The 19,384-nt window shown below is 38.0% G+C and carries 11 protein-coding genes and 1 riboswitch; of the genes, 6 read left to right on the top strand and 5 right to left on the bottom strand.

Annotation, left to right across the window (positions count from 1 at the left end; translation table 11 throughout):
• The first annotated feature begins 60 nt into the window (after window positions 1-60).
• Window positions 61-9,150 carry a carboxypeptidase regulatory-like domain-containing protein gene (locus GMD78_RS17745; protein ID WP_155670768.1) on the top strand — a complete coding sequence of 3,030 codons (9,090 nt, stop codon included), beginning with the start codon at window positions 61-63 and terminating at the stop codon, window positions 9,148-9,150.
• A gap of 292 nt (window positions 9,151-9,442) precedes the next feature.
• On the top strand, window positions 9,443-9,772 hold the full coding sequence (locus tag GMD78_RS17740; RefSeq protein ID WP_246187694.1) for a hypothetical protein: 330 nt from the start codon (window positions 9,443-9,445) through the stop codon (window positions 9,770-9,772).
• 41 nt (window positions 9,773-9,813) lie between these two features.
• Here GMD78_RS17740 and GMD78_RS17735 read toward each other — a convergent pair whose 3' ends face one another.
• The gene (locus GMD78_RS17735; protein ID WP_155670766.1) at window positions 9,814-10,290 is read right to left on the bottom strand and encodes a YndM family protein; all 477 of its coding nucleotides are present in this window, start codon (window positions 10,288-10,290) and stop codon (window positions 9,814-9,816) included.
• 286 nt (window positions 10,291-10,576) lie between these two features.
• On the opposite strand from GMD78_RS17735, the gene cyoE reads away from it, so the two are divergent.
• Together cyoE and GMD78_RS17725 are read left to right on the top strand one after the other, a co-directional pair.
• Window positions 10,577-11,497, top strand: a complete 921-nt coding sequence (gene cyoE, locus GMD78_RS17730; RefSeq protein WP_343042423.1) for a heme o synthase — start codon at window positions 10,577-10,579, stop codon at window positions 11,495-11,497.
• Between the two features lie 51 nt (window positions 11,498-11,548).
• Window positions 11,549-11,809, top strand: coding sequence for a YciI family protein (locus GMD78_RS17725; RefSeq protein WP_155670763.1), 261 nt, complete (start codon window positions 11,549-11,551; stop codon window positions 11,807-11,809).
• A 46-nt stretch (window positions 11,810-11,855) separates the two neighbouring features.
• Here the strand turns inward: GMD78_RS17725 and GMD78_RS17720 are convergent, their stop codons facing one another.
• The 3 genes from GMD78_RS17720 to GMD78_RS17710 form a co-directional block, all read right to left on the bottom strand.
• On the bottom strand, window positions 11,856-13,034 hold the full coding sequence (locus GMD78_RS17720) for a M20 metallopeptidase family protein (protein WP_155670761.1): 1,179 nt from the start codon (window positions 13,032-13,034) through the stop codon (window positions 11,856-11,858).
• A 70-nt stretch (window positions 13,035-13,104) separates the two neighbouring features.
• Window positions 13,105-14,505 carry a YfcC family protein gene (locus GMD78_RS17715; RefSeq protein ID WP_155670759.1) on the bottom strand — a complete coding sequence of 467 codons (1,401 nt, stop codon included), beginning with the start codon at window positions 14,503-14,505 and terminating at the stop codon, window positions 13,105-13,107.
• Window positions 14,506-14,819: 314 nt separating this feature from the next.
• Window positions 14,820-14,998, bottom strand: a riboswitch (Lysine riboswitch).
• Window positions 14,999-15,357: 359 nt separating this feature from the next.
• Window positions 15,358-15,834 (bottom strand): SRPBCC family protein, encoded by a 477-nt coding sequence (locus GMD78_RS17710; protein ID WP_155670757.1) that lies wholly within the window; start codon window positions 15,832-15,834, stop codon window positions 15,358-15,360.
• 140 nt (window positions 15,835-15,974) lie between these two features.
• Here GMD78_RS17710 and GMD78_RS17705 point away from each other — a divergent pair, with 140 nt between their 5' ends.
• Entirely contained in the window at window positions 15,975-17,342 is a 1,368-nt protein-coding gene (locus tag GMD78_RS17705; RefSeq protein WP_155670755.1) for a leucyl aminopeptidase family protein, read from the top strand.
• A 424-nt stretch (window positions 17,343-17,766) separates the two neighbouring features.
• Complete coding sequence (locus GMD78_RS17700) at window positions 17,767-17,913, top strand: hypothetical protein (protein ID WP_155670753.1); 147 nt, start codon at window positions 17,767-17,769, stop codon at window positions 17,911-17,913.
• A gap of 175 nt (window positions 17,914-18,088) precedes the next feature.
• On the opposite strand, the gene GMD78_RS17695 is transcribed toward GMD78_RS17700, so the two are convergent.
• Complete coding sequence (locus tag GMD78_RS17695; protein WP_155670750.1) at window positions 18,089-18,955, bottom strand: Cof-type HAD-IIB family hydrolase; 867 nt, start codon at window positions 18,953-18,955, stop codon at window positions 18,089-18,091.
• Window positions 18,956-19,384 lie beyond the last annotated feature (429 nt).

Raw genomic sequence — 19,384 nt, 5'->3', positions numbered from 1 at the left:
AACAAATGATAATATTACATAAATTATTAAAAATCTGAATATTTGGGAGAGGAAGATGGGATGCGAATTCATAAGGGTAAGCATCAAAGGTATGTATCTATTTTGATGATTTTCTTATTAATGCTTTCGTTATTCACACCTCAGATAGCACTTGCAGAAGAAAAAGTAGATTTAGATCTTAATACGCTAGAAGAAGATCTGGAGCTAGAAAAGATATTAGAAGAACAAGTGACAACCAATGAAGAAAAGCAAAATGGGGACGATCAAGTTACCTTTTCAAAAGAGGATGGATTACCAAGATTAGTAGAAGGACTAGAAAAAAGTGGACAAGCCTCTGAGAAAGAATCGCAGCAAACCGAGGAAAAACTAGAAGGTAAGGTTGAGAAAGGTCTCTTTGCTGCATTTGAGGAAGAAGAAACGGTCGATGTGATTATCCATATGAAGGATGACTCTGATCAAGTGAGTTTATTCCGTGAAGCAGAACAAGCTTCGAATCGAACGGAACGGATTATAAAAGTTCAAAGTCATTTGCAAAATGTTGCTGAAAAATCGCAGACCAATCTATTAAAACAATTAGATGATTTATCAAAGAAAAAGCAAGTAGAAAATGTGCAGCCATTATGGATAATTAATGGGGTAGCAGCTAATGTGACAGAGGAAGCGTTAAAAGTAATTTCTGAGCGAGATGATGTAGAAAAAATCTTACGTGAAGAAATATACGAGGTTCCAGAAGTTACAGTTGAGGATTCTTCTCCTCGTTTACCAGAGTGGGGATTAGAAAAAGTAAATGCTCCAGATGTGTGGGGGCAATATGGAGTTGATGGAGAAGGAATCGTTGTTGGAATTATGGATACTGGAGTAGAAGGTACTCATGAGGCTTTATCCCATAATTACCGAGGACGTGATGGGAATCATACATCTTCTTGGGCAGATTTTTCAGGAAATGGATATGGTACTCCGCACGATGGTAATGGCCATGGTACACATGTAGCTGGAACAGCAGTTGGTGGTGGTGATGGTGAGCCAATCGGTGTTGCACCAGGTGCAGAGTGGATTGCAGCCAAGATTTTTGATGACCGTGGTTATGCTAGTGAGTCTGGTATTCACCAAGCGTTTCAATGGTTTTTAGCTCCCGGTGGAGACCCAGCAAATGCTCCACACGTTGTAAATAACTCATGGGGAAATTCTAATACGTATAACACAAATTTTTATGAAGGTGTCCAAGCATGGGTTGCAGCAGGGATTATTCCTTTATTTGCTGCTGGAAATGATGGGCCGGGATCACAGACAATTGGATCTCCTGCTAGTTTCCCAGAATCATTAGCAATTGGTGCAACGGATATTAATGACCAAATCGCTAGTTTTTCTAGTCGTGGACCAGTATTTTGGGATGGGGAGCGTTATCTAAAGCCTGAAGTTTCTGCTCCTGGACATGAAATTTATTCTGCTTGGCCAGGAAATGGTTATCATACAATAAGTGGTACTTCTATGGCTGCCCCACATGCTACCGGTGTCATTGCACTTATTTTACAAGCTAACCCAGATTTAAGTATTGAAGAAATGAGAGAGTTGCTACAACAAACTGCACGTAGTGAGATGCATATGGGTGATTTACCTAATGATTTGTATGGACATGGGATTATTAATGCTTATCAAGCTGTAACAGAAGCGGGCTATGCCGGTGAGGTGATTGGAACGGTTACCGATGAAAATGGAGACCCGATTCCAGCTCGAGTAATTATTGAAGAAGAGAATTTGGATATGGAAGTGGCTGAAGACGGTTCGTTTGCATTTAAATTAAGAGAAGGAACTCATGATGTTACTGTAGAAGCTTTTGGCTACCATACTGGTGAATGGACAGTAACCATTGCTAAAGATGAAATCTTGGAAGTCGATTGGCAATTAATTGCGGCTGATCAATTTAATATAGAAGGTACGATAACTAAAGCAGATGGTACACCAGTTGCTTTTGCTTATGTGCAGGTACAAGATACACCATTGGAGGCAGTTCGTACCGATGAACGTGGAACTTTTTCTATTCAAGGTGTTCCTGAGGGAGAGTACCAGCTAGTTGTAACTGGAAAAGGTATAACTAGCTTTGGTGAACAAGTTTTAGTTAATGAACATGTTAATGTAGATATTCAAGTCGAAGATAGTCAGCTTTCTTTCGACTCTAATTGGCAGACAGCTAATAATAACAATAGTAGAAATGCGGTTTCGGAAGAGGACATTTCGTTAGCGTTATTAGAGGAAACATGGAGTGCAGGTGTAAGTGGAAATGTTGTATTTTCTTCTCCAGCAGTAAATGAAGATACAGTTGTCGTTACAACTGACCAAGGAAACGTGCAGGCGTTTGATTTAGAAAATGGTGAGGAAAAATGGACCTTTCGTACAGGAAGTCTTAACCGATCAACTCCTACTATAAATGGGGATATGGTGTTTGTTACTGGTGGTCAAAATGGAAGAGTGTATGCACTGAATATAGATAGTGGTGTAGTAGTATGGGAAACTACTACTGGCAATCTACCTATCTATGAAACGCCATTATATGAAAATGGATCACTTTATTTAACATCAAGCACGGATGATGAGACCGTAGTCAGTGCTTTGGATGCAGAAACAGGAGACACTATTTGGACAACTTCTATTAATAGTGATAGTTATTTTGGTGCAGCTTTAGCTGGGGATCAATTAATTTTAGGTAGTGTCGAAGGAAGTACGTTGTATGCATTATCCAAGCAAGATGGAAGTGAGCAATGGACATTTGAAATTTCTAGAGGAGGATTTGCATCTCATCCAGCTGTTGTTGGAGATACTATCTATGCTTTTAGTACGGATTTTGGAAATAATGGTTCGTTATGGGCAATTGATGCAAATAGTGGTGAAGAAGTATGGAGTGCATCAGGAATTGGGGATACGCAAGCTGCATCACCAGTTGTTTATGATGATGTAGTTGTTGTTAGCTCCGCATCCAATCCATCCTTAAAAGGATTCGATCGTCAAACAGGTGAATTAATTTGGGAGAATAGATATGTAACAACTTCTGTTAATAATGGAGCAGTTTCAAGTAATGGTATGTTGTTTATGGTTGACAGTACAGGGGCGTTAAAGGCAATAGATGTATTTAGTGGTCAAATTCGTGGCCAATGGACGTTAGATGCTTCCAGTTCATCAACACCAGCTATTATGGCAGGACAAATTGTGGTTGCAACGCAGACAGGGGTTAAAACATTCTCCTCTCCAGGTGTCCTTTCGGGAATAATTGAAGACACACAAGGAAACCCCGTATCTGGGATTGCGCGAGTTCAAGGAACAGACTTAAAAGCAGAAGCTGATGAAGAAGGTAAGTTTGAACTGGTTGTTTTACCAGGAGAATATGATGTTACTATCGGTAAATATGGATTAGAGCAAGTCCATGAAACAATGGAGTTTCAATCTGGATATGTTCATAACAAAACCTATTCGTTAGATGTCGTTCAGGAAGGTCAGCTGTCAGGTCAAATTGTAGACAATCGTTCCGGTGAAGCAGTTTCCGATGTAACTGTCGTCATTCAAGATTCAGGCCTTGAGGCAACTACTAATGAAGAAGGTGTCTTTACATTTGCTGAGGTCTTTGAGGGGACTTATCAATTAGTTCTCCAGGCTAGTGGATATGTAGATACGAAGGAAACCGTAGAAGTAGTTGCTGGTCAAATGACAGAAGTAAATCTTGGATTAGATCCGATTGATGTTGCTGTATTGAATGACTATGATTCTACGGTAAGTAATCTATTAAATCAAAATGGAATCCCAGCGGAAGAAAGTGAATGGGATACAATTGTAGGGGAACTATCAAATTACGAAGTTGTTTATTTAAATGGTGCGTATACTTCTGGAGGTTGGACACCAGATGAAGCGGATATGGATGCATTACTAGAAGAAGCGAAGGCTCAAGGTGTCAGCGTAGTATTTGCTGATACATGGGGGCCAAACTATGGTTCCATTGAAGATATATCAGAGATTTATGGGGATCCAAGAACATTACAAAGTGATCATACGGATACAAGAATATCCCTAATCATTGAACAAGAGCATCCTATTTTTGGAGATAAATCTGTTGGTGATCGAGTAACCTTAATGAATAGTGGAAAAGCCACTTGGTTTAATGGGTATTCTGGTCGAAGTCTAGCAACCTTAGGAAGTGGCCGATTAGGTGAAGTTGGTACAGGAGTTGCATATAAACCAGTTTCTGATGATAGTGCACATCTTTTGCTTGCAACACATGCAGTTGCATCCTGGAACTCTCCAACTCAGAATTGGCTGCCAGATCAACATGAAATTCTACTTAACGGTGTTTCCTATCTGATTGAGGATTCAACCTTTGGGCAACTAGATGGACAGGTGGTAGATGAACAAGGTAACCCGATTGAAGCTAGAGTTGAGGTGCTTGAAACAGGTGTTCATGCTAATACAGATGGGAATGGTCAATTTTCCATTTATCACGATGAAGGAGTATTCGAGGTAGAAGTTCGCTTGTCTGGATATGAAACCCAAGTTATTGAGGTTGAATTTGTACATGGTGAAGTGCGTTCAGAAACGATTGAATTAGTTGCGTCACATGAAGGGCAGTTGACAGGATTAGTAACAGATTCAAATTCAGCAAGCCCAATTGGAGATGTAACTGTCGTTCTGGCTAATGCTGATGGCGAGGTTATAGTTGAAGCAACTACGTCTAGTAATGGATACTATGAATTTACGGATTTAGCTGCTGATACGTATACCATTTCGTTTAACCATGAAAATTATGTGCTTGCAACTGACACATTTGAGGTTACTGGTGCATCATTAGAGGTAAATCAAGAGCTTACGCCAGCACCGAGTGTTGCTATATTAGGTGATAGGACGTATAGCTCAGATAACCTAGAATGGATTTTGTCTGGGGTTAATATTTCAACTACAAATTATACATCCATTTCTACGCTAGCAGATGAAATTGAAAACTATGATGTGGTTTATTTTAATAATGGTAGTAGCATAAACGAAACAAACTTTAATGCATTTGAACAAGCTGCTGATGAACATGGTGTCAGTGTTATTTATGGCGATACGTACTTTAGTGGTGGTGGAATTCAACATCTAAATAGCTTGCGAGAAGATCCTGCTTTAAGAGAAAGAATTAATGTTCGTTCAAGTGCAGCTCAGTATGTGGTCCATGAAAGTCATCCGATTTTTGGTGATCATGAACCTGGAGAATCGGTAAATATTCTCTATCAAAATGGAAGCCGAGTGACTGCATTTGATGAGTATTCAGGTTTTCCGCTTGCGGATATTAAACATGAGGAAAATAATGATTCACATGGTTTAGGGGTAGCGTATAAACCTAGAACAGGAGACAGTCTTGAGCTGTTAATGAGTGGTCATAGTATCGCCTTAGCTCATACTGGCGAGGATTACACAGAAGCAGGGCTTCATATGTTTGTGGATGCAGTCATTTGGGCTGCATATGAACAATTTAATGTAATTAGTGGTTCAGTTACTGATGAGAATGGTCAGGCGCTTGATGCAGAAGTAACAGTTGAAGTGAACGGAACAACATTGACAGAATATACAACGAAAGAGGATGCAGACTTTAGTATTGCATCTCCTGACGGTAAAGCGATTGTTACAATCACTGCATATGGTTATGATACAGAAACGTTTGAAATTCAAGTGAACGAATCCATTGAACCATTGATAGTTAATATGAAAGAAAAAAGTAATGTAGGAGCACTTGAAGGATTTGTCACCAATAGTGCGTTAATGGATGCGGTAGAAGATGTGCATATTGACGTTATTGGCTATCCTAGGGAAGCAACGACAGATGCACAGGGCTATTACCGAATCGATGTACTAGAACCAGGAACATATGAAGTGGTTATTACAAAGGATGATTTCTTACAGGAAAATCTTACGGTTGAAATTGAACCAAGTGAAACTAAATCACTAGATATTAATTTAAGGCCATCCCCAACGGTAGGAATAATCGTGGATGCCCAGTCTTCTTCTGCTACGACGTTAGCTGAATATTTAGAGAATCGTGGTTATCATACGGTTTCCATGTTCTATGATGACTTAGAAATGTTGGATGAAGTAGATGTTGTATTTGCTAACTCTGACTATAATAATAGTTTAATCCCAGATGAAGACACATTTAGAGATTTTGTTGAAGCGTTAGATGAATCCGAAACATCGGTTATCTGGACAGGACAACATGGTGGTCGTGGAAGTATCCGTTACCTAATTGATTATCTTGGAGATCCTGGAGTTGAATATCGTGGAAGTGGTTCAGGTACATTAACTGCACAAATTTTAGAAGATCACCCAATCTTTGAAGGTGTAGATGAAACCTTTGAATACACAGCTAATTCCGGATATTACTACGGTTTTGATGAGTATACAGGAACGATCCTTGCTGATTATGATAAAGAAGGTGTCGAAGAAGACGGTTATATGGTCGGATTTAAAGGACGTACCACAGGAAGTGTAGAAATCTTACTTGGTGGTATGACAATTGGATATGGCTTCCACCCAGAGGATGCTCATTTTGATGAAAATCGTGAAAGAATCATTAATAATGCGATCTTGTGGGCAATTGAAAATAATGAAAGCTTTGCTGGGGAAATAAGAGGTCAGGTGACAAACGAACGTGAGCAATCCATTCAAGCTGAAGTGACTGTAGAAGAAACAGGACATTCAGTAATGACGGACCGAGAAGGAAATTTCTTCTTAGGTCTACCTGAAGGAACGTATACGCTTCAAATTGATGCCTTTGGTCATCAATCCGATAGTTTTGAAGTGACAGTTACGAATGGAGAAGTAGTAGAAGAGGGCTTCGTTCTTCAATCAGAAAATATTGGAGAACTAACTGGAGAAATTCGAGCAAATGCTAGTGGAGATTTAATCGAAGGTGCTACTGTAGAAGTACTTGGAACTCCTTTGTTAGCCGAGACCGATTCAGAAGGTATGTTTACATTAGCAATTCCAGAAGGTAGCTATGAGGTTCGTGTAACAGCAGCAGGTTATCAGCCGCAATCATTGGATGTAACGATTGAAGCGAATGAGACAACAAGCGTACATGTATCTTTACAGGATTCCGAAGCCATTGCATTGATCGGATCTTCACTGAATCATAATCGTCTTATCCCATTCTTAGAAGAAAATGGGTATGAAATTACTCCATTTGATCGAGACGAACATGGATTAGTAAAAGAAAATATTGCCGATTTTGCGCTAGTTATCTTTAATGATTCTGCATTTAGTATGAGTGAAACAGACTTTACGGAACTAATTGATGCTGCCGACGATGCTCAGGTTAGCATGATATTTGCTAATCAATTTGGGGCAGGATCAATCAACCATTTACGTGATTACTATGGAGATCCTGAGTCAACTTCGACTGGTTTTGTACCAAATGTTATTGAATATAGAGTATTGGAAGAACACCCTATCTTTAGAGGGTATAGTGTTGATGATACAATTGATGTATTAGTAAATGAAGGAGCAAATCAACAATATGCTGTATTTGAAAACTATAGTGGTACAACGATTGCAGATATTACGCATCCTGAGGAAGGTCGCATCGGTTCTGGTTTAGCATATGATTTCAGGTCCAGCAACCATGTCCATGTTTTATTAGGAAGCCTTGCATCAAGTTCTTATGGAAGCCCTGAAAATAGATGGACAGAAGATGCTCGTACAATTTATATCAATGCAATTGACTGGGCACTAAATGCATCTCTTGGAGAAATCAATGGTGTGGTTCAGACAGCGGAAGGAGATCCAATAGCTGGAGCAACTGTTATGATTGAAGAAGCCAATATTTCTGTTCAGACGAATGACCAAGGAAGATATACTATTGGTGTGGGAATTGGAGAACATATGGTATCGGTTCAAGCTATTGGTTATGAGCCAGTTCAGGAGACAGTAATGGTCGAAAATGTCGGCGATGTAGTAGAATTGAACTTTACATTAGAAGAATCGGAACAAATGACGTTATATGGACAGGTGATGGAACAATCTTCTGGTGAGGGATTACAAGATGTTTCTATAACTGCTGAAGAAGTAGAAACCGGCATGGAATTCACTTCTGTGACGGACGAGGATGGAAACTATCAAATTGCCGAGCTATTAGAGGGAACATATGAGGTTACCTTTAATAAAGAAGGATATCATCCAGTAGTTGAGACGGTTACGATAGAAAATGGTCAGAACACAGAATTAAATGTCACGATTAGCTCCTATAACATAGCTGTTCTAGGTGATTATAAAGGGGAATTAAGTTCGTTATTACAGGAAAATAATTTAGCTGCTGAGGAAACAGACTGGAGTGTTATTGATCATACGAACCTTTACGATATTATTATCGTTAACTCCAGTAAGGGAACGGTTGAGGACATGGAAGCATTGGTGCAAGCTAGTGATGAACATCAAACAAGCCTTGTGTTCTTAGATACCTGGGGTACAGATGGTTCAATTCGATTACTTGGTGAAACGTTAGGTAATCCAAGTATGGACCAACAAGGCTACAATGAAGGAGACGTAATGATCTCCGGTGATCTTGATCATCCAATTTTTGCAGGGTTTGACACAGAATCAATTCAGGTATTAGCAGAGAAAAGTCCGTATGCTACATTCAAGGATTATCAAGGAAAAATTATTGGAAACGTAAAGGTTGATTCGGAAGAAAAAGGCGATTCCATTGCATACTCATTCCGAAGTAACGACCATGTACACCTGTTATTGTCAGCTTTTGAAGTAAATAATATGGTTGGTCCGAATCGAGGTTGGACTGAGGAAGGAACACAACTATTTGTTCAAGCAGTTGAATGGGCGAAAGATGCAGAAACAGAGTTACCAAGTCAGCCGCAATGGAAAAAGGATGAGGATGAATTCCGTGGTAATGGACAAATCGTTGTTGGTGGTAAAGCAGATCCAAATACAACTCTTCGGATTATGACTGATGGCCAACAAATTGCTGAAGTGACAACAAATCCAAGTGGAGTATTTACCACAAAACTTAATTTGGACGAAGGTACCTATGAATTGTTTGCAGAGGTTGTTAGAGAAGATGCAACCGTTCGAAGTGAGCCAATGCTAGTTACTGTAAAAGCAAAGGCTGGTAAGTCTAGATAAAGGAATCTTCAATCAGTGGGGCTTTTCTTCTTCCTCCACTGATTGTTAGATGAACGAATCGGACATTTACGGGCAGTTGATCCCCCACTTAACCTCCTTGGTTTCTCCTCGTAGGTTTGAAGTGTGGGGGTCTTACTGCACGTTATATGGGATAAATTTTTAAGGGATCATCTTATATGAGGTGATCCCTTTTAATTTGGATATACTTAGCCCAAATGTATATTTTAATGTTTTTCAGGAAAAAGTAATGTAGTGTTAGGTATTAAATCCCAAAAAGAATGTGGTGATCAAGTTGAAAAGAGGAATTCTAGCGACTGGTCTAGCACTACTTCTGGCATTTTTACCATTAAATGTAGATGTTACAGAAGCTGCTGCAGCGGAAAAATTAAATGTAGATACTGCTGAAACAAAGCATAACTGGAAAGAATATAGTACCGACTATGAAATAATTGAGGTCGGTACGCACGAATATACATATTGGAAAAATTTCATTCGGCACAAACGAACATGCCATATCTCGCATCGTATAAAAACGGTTGTCTATTACTGTGATATTCACGATCACACCAAATCAGAAACCTTTTTGGAAGAAATTATTCATAGTGAAAAACACCGGGATTAAAAATGGGAAAAGGATCAACTCCTTTTCCCTTTACATTTGCCTTAATAATAACCTGTAAAATTACTATCATCGTCTTTCTTTTTCTTCTTTTTCTTCATGATATCTTGTGCATCTGTCTCTTCAGCAAATTCCGTTTGTAATCTGGTTGGAATGGGTGGTCTATTACTTTTCGTCGCTGTATCATGACTTTCAAGATATGCATGTATTAATGGTTCCGCAACACTAATAAAAAATGCTGCAAATAAAGACGTAGTTACAATTGGTGTGCCAACGGCTAATAATAGGCTTCCAAGTATCCACAAGGATAAAAAGGCCAGTGGAAAGTCTGCTAAAGTTGCTATCGCATTCCCATATCTTGGAAGGATAACAAGGTCACCAATCAAATAAGCGATTCCTGTTACAAGTAAACTAATCCAAAATAAATTAATTAAGGAAGCATTGCCAAATATACCAAAGATCGAGTAAACGACGATAATATTTACGACTAATTTTATTCCTAATGTTTTTGCATGTTTCATTGTGGAAAACACCCTTCCTTTAAAATATACAACTTTTGAAAAACCTCTATTTGCATTTGATGAAAATTGTTCAGCACATGAAATGATGGTTGGAGCGTGTACTCCGCTCCGAAAATACACTTCGCTTTCCACGGACTAGCGTTAAGCCTCTAAACTTTTCCTTAGTATTAGCAAATGATAAAAAAATATCACATTTTAGCTAGTAAACCTAATAGAGAAGTTAATTATTTCGTGTTAAACTTAATTATTAGTAAACGATATTAATAAACGACTAGAGGTGAATGGTGTGAAGAAAACTCCTTCCACGAGAAATCGGAAGGTTAATGATAGAAATGAACATCAAGACCCCAGTATGATTTCTGAACTAAAATCATTATTTAAAGCAGGAGTTTTAGTTGCCAACGTACTGCCTGTATTAACCGGTTTTTTATTAGCACTTCATTTTAATCATTTATCATTTGTAGAACACTGGGATCTATTAGTGTTAACTCTTTTGGGAAGCACTTGTATTATGGCTGGTGCTTTGGCAATCAATAACTGGTATGACGTAGATATTGATACGGTGATGGAACGAACGAAGAGAAGACCTACAGTTACTGGAACCTTATCGTTACGGACGGTCCTTTTATTAGGTGTTTCTCTTAGTGTTGTAGGTACTGTTTTATTGCTATTTACGAGTATAGAAGCTACGATATACGCGCTTATTGGTTGGATAACATATGTGTTTTTATATACGATGTGGTCCAAGCGTAGGTATACGTTTAATACGCTAATAGGTAGTGTATCTGGAGCGGTAACCCCGTTAATTGGCTGGGCAGCTATCGAGTCGGCGAATCATATTGTACCGATTGTTTTATTTTTAATTTTGTTCATTTTTCAAATGCCACATACGTATGTCATTGCTATTCGAAAATATGAAGAATACAAAGCGGCAGGAGTCGCCATGCTACCTGTTGTAAAAGGATTTCAAGTAACTAAACGCCAAACAGTGTTATATATTGCGTTATTAGTTCCAATTCCGTTTTTGTTAATGTCACTCGGTACGTTATTTGTTATTTTAGCTACATTCGTGAGCGGTGGATGGCTGATTTTAGCTATTAGTGGATTTTATACGAAGGATGATCTGACATGGGCATATCGGATGTTTAAGTATTCCGTATACTATTTAATGATTATCTTTATGTTGATGATCGTCGTTACCATTTAGAGCTTGTTAGAATATCTATTATAAATACATGAAGTTAATAGGGAGGAAAACATGAAATATTTTGCCGTATTTTTACCAATGAAGGACGAGGAAAAAAGTAAGACTTATCGACAAGATCACTTAGACTACTTGGCGAAAAAGGCAGAGGAAGGTGCTGTTTTTGCCAAGGGGAGATTTACTGATGGTGCTGGTGGACTCATTATTTATATGGCTGATAGCATGGAAAAAGCGGAAGAGCTTGCTAAAAACGATCCGTATGTCGTTCAAGGTGCTAGAGGTTATGAGATTCATGAGTGGGAAATGAAACAGTAAATAAAAACGACCTATGCTGCACTGTGGCAGTACATAGGTCGTTTTTTTAATTTTCTCCGAGATAATCAAACACCGTGCTGATAAACATTTTTCCTATATCAACAATGGAACGTTCATCAATATTAAATTTAGGATGATGGTGTGGGTACGTTGCATTTATTTCTGGGTTTCCGCCACCAACAATAAAGTAAACTCCAGGTATTTCTTTTTGATAGAAAGCAAAATCTTCACTACCGTTCATTGGCTCGTTTTGTTTTACATTCTCTGCTCCAAATAGAGATGTAGCAACATTAGCAACTCGATTCGTTTCGGTCGGGTCATTCCATATAGATGGACAGTCTCTGACATATTCATAATCGAAATCGGCTCCAGCACCTTCACAAGTAGTTCTTGTAAGTTGCTCCATAGCTTCCTCAATAATGGAGCGTGCTTCTTCACTATAGGTTCTTACCGTTCCTTTTATCGTTGCAGTGTCCGGAATAATGTTATTTATTTCCCCACTATGGAAGGAACCAACTGTAACAACTGCTGGATGCTGAGGGCTAACCCGTCTGCTTACAAGCTGTTGTAGGTTAACAACTAATTGACTACCTGTTACTAATGGATCGATAGTTAAATGTGGCTCGGAACCATGTCCACCTTTTCCTCTTATAACAATATTAAAATCATCCTGTGCCGAAGAAAAATATCCTTCTTTTACACTCACTGTTCCTAGTGGTTCAGTGGACATAACATGCGCACCGTAAATAATGTCTACACCCTCCAAACAGCCATCCTCAATCATAGGTTGTGCTCCACCGGGAGTAGCTTCTTCTGCAAATTGATGGATAAATTTAATGGTGCCAGGTATTTGATCTTTTACTTCACTCAAAACCTTTGCAACCCCTAGCAATGTTGCAGTGTGCAGATCATGTCCACAAGCATGCATAACACCAGGAACCTTAGATTTAAATGGTACATCTGTTTCTTCTTGAATTGGGAGTGCATCAAAATCAGCTCTTAAAGCTACAGTCTTTCCTGGTTTTCCTCCAACTAGTGTTCCGACTACACCTCTTCGGCCGACACCTGTTTGAACATCTATTCCAAGGTTAGTAAGATATTCAGCTATTTTCTTAGGTGTGTTTACTTCATGATGTGATAGCTCAGGATACATATGAAGATCCCGACGTATATCAACTAACTCTGGATAAATTTCCTGAAGTCTATTAAAAAGATTCTCTAACATAACTACTACATCCTCCTGTTGACTATCAAACTAAAACGACAAAAATCGACAAGTGACAGGCACCGACAAATTACCAAATAAATAGGTGTGCGATGGTTACATAGATGATTGCTATGATGTGTTGGATTAGGATAAGTGGCCATATCCATTTTACCCATTTAATCCATGAGATTTTTGCGATTGCTAGTCCTGCTAATAGGACGGCTGCTGTTGGTGCAATCATATTTGTAATTCCGTCTCCGTACTGAAAGGCAAGTACTGCGGTTTGTCTGTCAACGCCAAGTAGGTCACTTAATGGTACCATAATAGGCATACTTAGTGCTGCTTGTCCGCTTCCAGAAGGAACAATAACATTTAGCATACTTTGTGTTAATAGCATTCCTATAGCTGAAAAACTTGATGGAAGTCCAGATACAACACTGGATACGCCATATAAAATAGTATCAATTGTATTAGAATCCTGTAAGATTGTTAGAATAGCATAAGCAAAACCTACGATTAAGGCACCGGTAACCAATTCTTCACAGCCTTTTACAAATGCTTCGGCAATTTGATTGACTTTAAGCTTACCAATAATACCTACAACAACCCCCATAACAAGGAATAATGCTGCAATCTCTGTAATATACCATCCTTGTAAAATTACACCAAGTGCTAATCCAATAATCGTTAGAACAAGAACTCCAAGAATGACTGCTTGTCTTTTTGTTAATGACTGTTGATTCATTACTTCTGGATCAATTTTGCGTTGTAAATCTTCTTTATACATAATACTCTTTGTTGGGTCTTTTTTTATTTTTCTTGCATACATCATTACATAGATAATAGATACTGCAACAAAAATGAACCAAAAGATAAATCTTACTCCCATACCAGAGAATGTAGGAAGACCAGCAATTCCTTGAGCAACCCCAACAGTAAATGGATTCATAAATGCGGAACCAAATCCAACATAAACACCTACAATAACGATTGCTGTACCAGTAATAGAGTCAAATCCCATCATAATAGCAAGTGGCACTAGAATAAGAACAAAAGGTATTGCCTCTTCGGCCATTCCAAATGTACCACCAGCTATGGCGAAGAATAGCATAATTGCTGGAATCATTAGTAATTCTTTTCCTGCTAGTCTTTTAGATAAAGAGCCAAATGCTCCTTCTAGTGTATTGGTTGCACGAAGAATACCAAATGCACCACCAACAATGAAGATGAAAAATATAATGCCGGCTGCATCAACCATACCGATATGGATCGATTGGAAAATATCGAAAAAGCCAGCTGGATTTGATTCAACGGTTTGGTATGTTCCATCTACTACGACTTCTCTACCATCTTCTGTAGTAGTGCGTTCATATTCACCAGCTGGAATAAAATACGTAAGAATTGCTACTAAAACAATAAAACTAAATAAAATGACAAATCCGTGGGGAAATTCAAATTTTTTCTTTTCCTGAGTTTTATTTGTACTCATGATGCTCATCCTTTTCTATAAAATATTGTCCAGCTTCAGCACCTAACGACTAGTACGACTTATCTTACCTTCGTACGATAACAGTTCGACAATAGTCGAACAACAAACATTGAACCACCTGCTTTGAGCAGGCGTAGTGGTACGTCGCTAAATGGGCACTTACGCTTTTTTAAGTTAGATGTGCATAGAGAGTAACTGAAAAGAGGGGATGTTGAGGAATGAAGTGGCCAAGTTCATCCTGTTTTTAAACATAAAAAAACAATGATAGAAAATAACATATCATTGTTTCTTTACAATATCCGTTATCCTCCATTTCGATCAGTAGTCCTCCATGCTTTTGTAATAGCATGACAGTATGCTTCTTTTTCAGAAGACATCCCAGCAATAATAAGATTGACAGCTTATTACGCTTCGGCAACTAATCCTTTCATCAACAATCATAGGTGTCATTCTCCTGTTGATTACTTATATTAATTGCACCTCTACCTCACCGATCTGATAAGGTCTACTATTAAATTACTTATCACTATACAAGATTCATAGAGGATATGCAAGAAAAAATAAGCTATAAGAAGGAAGATGGAAAATTTACAAAATAGCTAAAATTATCCCAAGTGTAACTAGCGGTGATACCACTAATACGTAAAAGATGAATCAAACAGTGGTTCACTGTTTGAAATACCACTTTAACCCGCATGTAACAGACAGTAAGACCCCCTACCTTAAAAATTCGATTTAGGTTGGGATCAACTGTCAGTAAAAGTTCTATCTTGTTCAAGGTCCTTAAGGTCATACTATTAAAGTGCTAACATTTGTGGGGATGAAGAATATCCAACTGATTTAAGGTTCACTTTATCTACTATAGGAGGTTGCACGGTATCTGTGATTTTCTGTTTCTTCAATTTTAGACGCAACATTTTCTGTTAGATTTTTCGTCATCTTTGGTACCATCGTTTTGAGCACCTTGTTTACCATAGGACCCATCATCCCTTTGGCAGTTATGTCAAGATTACTAGTCATATTTGTTTCCATATCATCAATGGATTGAGCAACAAAAGAGCCATCTCCTTTGACGTTTTCATTAAGGCCAGTTAAAACAAAGGTAACTTTTGATGGAGCTTCCCATTCAGTAATATCGACCTGCAGGTGAACGGTTTTCTGCATAATGCCAATGTCTCCTTTAAATTTCCAAGTCGAACGTTTATCACTAAGTATCTCATGTTTTATATACCCCGGAACAAGTGGTGCCCACTTATCCATATCACTCACAAAATCCCATACACTCCAAATAGGAATCTGTAGTTTTATTTGATGTCTTCCCTTCGGCATGATGAAGATACCTCCCTTATAGTCACTTTAAGAGTATATTAACTTAGCAATAGCGATATACATATTTTTTTCATAGACAAGCAGGATATTTTCTTTCGAGTATCGAAATAACTATAATACGAATAAAGGGGGAGAATTTAATGATCAAACGAGCAAACATAATCTCTGTAAATGAAGTAGACGATCAATTGAAAGAATATGTAGAAAATACCGCACCAGCTTTTGTTATAACTTATACAGCTGGTGAATTAATCGTCGTATTAAAGGAAAAAAAGACTTTCACTTATGAAAATATAAGGATGACAGCTGGCTCAATTGCAAAAGAGCTAAGCAAGCAACAAGTTGAGAAAGCAACAATAGCAATGAACAAGCTTACAGCTATGTTTTCTAATTTAGAAAGTGGAGCTGTTGCTACAGCGTTTGTTGAGGGATGGAATCTAGGAAATTATAAATTTCTTCCCTATAAAACAAATCCTAACAAGCATAAAACGGAGCTAGAGGTAATCGATCAAGAAGATTATTCTACATTTGTTCAATTAGGGATTCTACGTGCAGAAGCCACTTCTTTTTCAAGAGATCTAATGAATGAAATCCCTAGCACTTTAAATCCAGAAACATTCCCACAAATTTTAACGGATGAATTTGAAGGAACGGATGTCGCTGTTAATGTTTTAGATAAAGCAGCTATTGAAGATATGGAAATGAACGGAGTATTAACAGTTTGTCGGGGAAGTAATTATGATCCGTCATTTGTTGAATTAACGTACTGTGGCGATGGTTCTAAGCCTCTTGTTGCCCTTGTCGGAAAAGGAGTAACATTTGATACTGGTGGAATTAGTTTGAAAAAGGGAAAAGATATAAGTAGTATGCGCATGGATATGGGTGGTGCAGCAGCGGTGTCTGGTGCCATGAAATTATTGGCTTCATCAGGTGCAAAAGTTAATGTCGTTGCACTAATTCCAATGGTTGAAAACATGCCAGATAGCAATGCTGTGCTTCCAGGGGAAGTAATTCACTATAAAAATGGTTCGACGGTACAGGTTGGAAATACGGATGCGGAAGGTCGCCTCATTTTAGCAGATGGTTTAATTCGTGCGGGTGAAATTGGTGCAGAGTATGTTGTTGATATCGCTACTCTAACTGGAGCGATCTTAAATGCACTCGGAACGAAACTAGCTGGTGTATTTGGAAATGAAGAACTAGCTCAAGAAATGAAGAAGCTTGGTGACGTGAATGGTGATTACAATTGGCCAATGCCGTTAGTGGATGCTTATGATGCTTATTTAAATAGTGATTATGCTGATTTTAGTAATACTAGTTCAAAGGCAGAAGCAGGATCTATTACAGCGAGTCTCTTCCTTCGTCGTTTCGTCCCAGAAAATTGCAAATGGCTGCATGTCGATATGGCAGGTGTCATGATGGGACAGGAGAAAGGCTATTATTCTAAAGCGGCAACAGGGTTTGGAGCAAGATTATTAGCGGATTATACGGAGCATGTTTCCAAGTAATTATAGCAAATGTTTCGTGTGTAAATAGCTATGGATTCGGTGAAGATTTATATAGAAATCCTTTTAGAGAAGCAATTAGTAAATCATTTGCTTCTCTATTTTCGTGTGGTCATACCTGGAATACTTTTATGGAAATGAACAAGGGTAAAAAAATTTCTGGTAGCAGGATGATATTATCACGTTCAATAACTATGATATCTATATATATACCTAGTGTCGAAATTTGATGAACGATTATAATTTTAATTAGTTTAACGTAAAAAAAGCCATAATTATTTGATTTTAAAGATAATTATAATGATAAATTGAATATTTAGCGAATATCTATGTCGAAATTGGTTGAAAAATTGAAAAAGTATCAACTAGTATTATGGACCTAGACGTGATATAAGTAAATAGGAGTAACAATAAAGGAGGACTGGCTATGAATGAAGCGGAGAAATTGGCTATGGATGAACTAAAGAGAAGAGTTGAGCAACATGAAAAAACAATAGTTCAATTACTTGAAATAATTGCAGCTACTAATTGTCGTATTGCTGAGTTGTCTTCCAACCGATCTATTTCATCCTAAAAACATCATCTTAGATACTCCTTAACCTTTCCTCTAAGTTACTTAAAGAATCCCCAAGACCCCCAAATACCCGGAATGGTCTATCCCCAGGCTATTCCTAATCCTAAAAGTCTAGGAAGCCATCAAACTCCCCGGCTCCCTAGTTTTAGGATTACTCGAATCATCGTTTCGTAACTTAGACATTAACTTCTTTTAACATCTCTTCAATCGCATGTGCAACACCATGCTCATTGTTTACTTTAGTTGTAAAATCGCATTGCTTTTTAATTGCTTCATCTGCATTTCCCATTGCAACCCCACGGCCTGCCAGTGTTAACATACTTAAATCATTGTAATTATCACCTAAAGCCATCACATCCTTCATATCAATGCTCATGGATTTAGCAAATAAGGATAATGCAATTCCTTTTTGGGCTTGAGGATCATTAAATTCCAGATTAATACTTCCCGATGACGTGATTTTTACATTTGAATCTTCTTCGAACTGATTACGCACACGTTGTAATACTTCATCAGAAAGTGAGAAAGCAAGTATTTTGTAGACACTTAAATCTAGGTCGTTGAATAAATGATCAAAGTCGTTGGTAAATTGAACTTTTTCATCTTGGAAACGTTGATCAACTGCGACATGTAATTCCTCCCTAGAAATATTCGGATGTGCTGTAATCATAATATCGATGATAACTTGCTTGAAGTCATCTCGACTAATAGAGTAGATTCCTTTGTTAGTAAATACTTCGAAATACATATCTTCTTTTTCACAAATTGATTGAATTCTTTTGCAGACAGAAAGTTGCATTGGTTTATCACGTAATACGGTTTGATCTTGTGAATATGTTTTAGCTCCATTTAAAGAAATGATCGGTAATGTTAATCCTACTTCTTGAAGCGGTTGATTGGCTGCATCATAGGATCTACCCGTAGCGACTATTACTTGAATCCCTTGGCTTAAAGCCTTACGAATAGCTTCAGCATTTTCTTCACTAACATTGCCTCTTTCATTTAATAACGTACCATCTAAATCAGTTGCAATTAATTTCAATATTTTTCTCTCCTGACTTTTTTAACTGCTTATCTTACATTCACTGTACCATAAGTTAAATGGCAAGTCTCGTAAAGAAAACGTAAAAAGACTTGTTTTAAAACACAAGTCTTTTCATGGCATTTAAGTAAGCTTCCATAAGCTGTAGAAGTGCAGTTAAGAGGAAAATACAAGAGGTAATAATACCTAAAATACTACCAGTAGTTTTGCCACCATCTTTTCTCGTAAGAACCCTCCAATCTCTTCAAATATATATTATCCATAGTCTATCCCGCATATAACCGGCTGTACCCCCCACTTCAATGAAAAATACAAAGGGGGTTAGGTGGGGGAACAGCCAGTAAATGTCCGATTCGTTCATGTAACAATCAGGAGGAAGAACAAATACCCCATTGATTGAAACTTCACTTTATGTGATTTGTAAATTTT

Origin of the sequence: Ornithinibacillus caprae, assembly GCF_009728145.1 — a bacterium.
In the GTDB taxonomy this organism is placed as follows: domain Bacteria; phylum Bacillota; class Bacilli; order Bacillales; family Amphibacillaceae; genus Ornithinibacillus; species Ornithinibacillus caprae.
This window is presented reverse-complemented; position numbering and strand designations above follow the sequence as displayed.